This is a genomic window from Shewanella sp. 4t3-1-2LB, from assembly GCF_017368415.1.
Lineage (GTDB): Bacteria > Pseudomonadota > Gammaproteobacteria > Enterobacterales > Shewanellaceae > Shewanella > Shewanella fodinae.
Genome location: NZ_JAFNJD010000106.1, coordinates 1 through 1,203, shown reverse-complemented (window position 1 = coordinate 1,203; position 1,203 = coordinate 1). Strand labels below are relative to the sequence as shown.

Below are 1,203 nucleotides of genomic sequence, written 5' to 3'. Positions count from 1 at the left end.
CTTGTATGGTTAATTCCGTGTGTTTTTGGGTAAATTGAGACCCACCCTCAACGGCCATTGAGGGTCTTCATGCAGCAGCTCGATTTAGCGCAGGCTCCTTTTACGAGAGACCGGTAACAAGTGTGCAGCGCTGCATGACTCTTTAGCGACAACTCGAACAGTCATCAGGGCCTCGAGCCCGCATAGCAAGGCAGAGTCAGCTTATTATGAATACCACGGAAATCCAATCTGAAATCACCGTCGGCGTGGACGTCAGCAAGTCCAAACTCGACATCATGCTTTACCCGTTAAATCTGCATTTCACCGTTGCCAATGAGCCTGGCGACATTAAGAAAGTTATCCTTTTGCTTCAATCACACCGCATCAGCCGCATCGTGACTGAAGCCACAGGTCGCTATGAACACGCCTTTGTGTTCGCCTGTGATAAAGCTGGATTACCCATTGTGGTGGTCAATCCCATCCAGGTCAGGCGCTTTGCGCAGGCAATAGGCGTTCTCGCCAAAACAGACAAACTGGATGCCAGCGTTCTGGCGCAGTTTGGAGCCACACTCAAGCCCGAAATTAAACCTATCCCCGATGAGCAATCTAGGTTAGTCAAAGACTTACTCGTCAGGCGAACCCAACTACTGGAAATGTTGACCATGGAGAAAAATCGCCTGCAAATCCTGCCTAAGCCACTTCATGCCTCTATCAAAACCATGCTCAAAACCCTCGAAAAGCAGATAGAGGCACTGACTAAACAGCTGGATACCTTGGTGATGCAATTCAAAGGCTGGCGCGACAGGGCCGACATATTGACCAGTGTTCCAGGTGTGGGCAAGGTATTGGCATATACCTTACTCAGCGACTTACCCGAGCTTGGCAAACTCAACCGCAAAGAAATCGCCGCACTGGCAGGCGTTGCCCCCATGAGCCGCGAGAGCGGTAGTTACACAGGTAAACGGCGTATTCGCGGCGGCCGAGCCAGAGTGCGAACTGTGATGTTTATGGCCATGATGTCAGCCATCCAGTGCAACCCAGTTTTCAAACGCTACTACGAACATTTAAAAGCTCAGGGAAAACTGCCCAAAGTGGCGTTAATTGCCTGCATGCGAAAGCTCTTGGTCACACTCAATACCATGATGAAAAACGGAACCCGCTGGGGCGAAAAATCAACTCAATTGGCGTAATAAGTATTGACGGAATGCCACAGTCACTTGTTAG

The 1,203-nt window shown here is 50.0% G+C and carries 1 protein-coding gene; it reads left to right on the top strand.

Annotation, left to right across the window (positions count from 1 at the left end):
• The first annotated feature begins 206 nt into the window (after window positions 1-206).
• Window positions 207-1,169, top strand: a complete 963-nt coding sequence (locus tag J3L11_RS18785) for an IS110 family transposase (RefSeq protein ID WP_207571979.1) — start codon at window positions 207-209, stop codon at window positions 1,167-1,169.
• The last annotated feature ends 34 nt before the right edge of the window (window positions 1,170-1,203 follow it).